Raw genomic sequence first — 1,648 nt, 5'->3', positions numbered from 1 at the left:
GATCTCGGCGTTTTCCCGGCACCACGCGAACGCCGCGCGCAGGTTGTCCATCTCGATGGCGGCCTGCTCGATGCGGCTCTGATGAGCGGTGCGCCCCGGCACGTCGAGCTCTGCTGCCAGCGCAACGTAGTGGTCGCGGTGGCGACCGCGCACGGCGTCGGCCTCACCGGACTCGCCGAGCTTCTCCAGGGCGTACTGGCGAATCGTCTCCAGCATTCGGTAACGCGCGCCGCAGTGCGTATCCTCGGCCACCACGAGGGACTTTTCGATCAACAGTGTGAGCTGGTCGAGTGTCTGATACCGCTCGACGTCACTTTCGCCGCAAACCTCCTGGGCCGCATCGAGATCGAAACCGCCCATGAACACTGCGACGCGGCGGAACAGGACTCGTTCGGGTTCGGTCAGTAGCGCGTGCGACCAGTCGACCGAGGCCCGCAACGTCTGCTGGCGGCGTACGGCTGTTCGCGAACCGCCGGTCAGGAGCCGAAAGCGGTTGCGCAAGCTGTCGAGAATCTGCTCCAACGACAGTGCCCGAACCCGCGCGGCGGCCAGCTCTATCGCCAGCGGGATTCCATCGAGACGCCGGCAGATCTCGATGACCGTTTCCGAATTATCCTTGGTCACAGTAAAATCGGGCCGGACGTGGCGCGCGCGGTCGGAAAAGAGGGTCACCGCCTCGTCAGCCAGGGTCAGTGAGGGCACCGCCCACGCGACCTCGCCGGCCACCCGCAGCGGTTCACGGCTTGTCGCGAGGATGGTCACGCCCGGGCAAGCCGCCAACAGCGCGACCGAGAGCGAGGCGCAGGCGTCGATCAGGTGCTCGCAATTGTCGAGGAGGACGAGCATGCGCCGGCCGGCTACGAAACGTGTGAGCGTGTCGATTGTCGAACGCCCCGCCTGGTCGGGCAGCCCCAACGCTCGCGTCACCGTGACCGGGACAACGCCGGAATCGGCGATGGGCGCCAGGTCGACGTACCACACCCCGTCTTCGAAATCGTCATCGAGCCGGTCCGCAATCTGCACCGCCAGCCGGGTCTTTCCCACGCCGCCGGCGCCCGTGAGCGTCACCAACCGTCCGTCGGTGATGATCCGTCGCACGGCCTCGACCTCGGCGCCGCGGCCGACGAAACTGGTGAATTGCGGCGGAAGATTCAAGCGCCCTGTGTGTTTCGTCGAGCGGAGCGGCGGAAAGTCGTTGCGGAGGTCGGCGTGACAAAGCTGCGTCACCCGTTCGGGCCGCGGCAGATCCCGCAGCGGGTGGGTGCCCAGCTCAAGCATCCACGCGTCGGGAGGCAGCCCGTCGGCGAGCAGGTCGCTCGTCGTGGCCGATAGGACCGTCTGGCCGCCGTGAGCCAGGTCGCGCAGCCGCGCGGCGCGGTTTATCGTCGGCCCGATGTAATTTGCCTCGTCGCGCAGTTGGACCTCGCCGGTATGCAGTCCGATTCGCAGATGGATCGGCGCAAGTGCCGTCAGTTGCAGACCGAGCGCAAACCCGGCCGCGTCGCTCGCCCGGGCGAAGGCGACCACGAAGCTGTCGCCCTCACCCTGTTCGACCGGGCGGACCCCGTTGTGCTCGGTCACCAGGTCCGACACCGCCTGGTCCAGCCGCGTGACGGCGGCGCGCATTTCATCGGGCTGGGTCTGCCAT

The 1,648-nt window shown here is 67.4% G+C and carries 1 protein-coding gene; it reads right to left on the bottom strand.

Going from position 1 to position 1,648, the window contains the following annotated elements:
• A partial coding sequence (locus tag A9X03_RS17020) for an NB-ARC domain-containing protein (protein WP_231975406.1) occupies window positions 1–1,648 on the bottom strand: 1,648 nt, incomplete at both ends.

This window comes from Mycobacterium sp. E1715 (genome assembly GCF_001667625.1).
GTDB lineage: Bacteria > Actinomycetota > Actinomycetes > Mycobacteriales > Mycobacteriaceae > Mycobacterium.
Note: the sequence above shows the minus strand (reverse complement) of the source record. Positions and strands in the feature narration are given on the sequence as shown.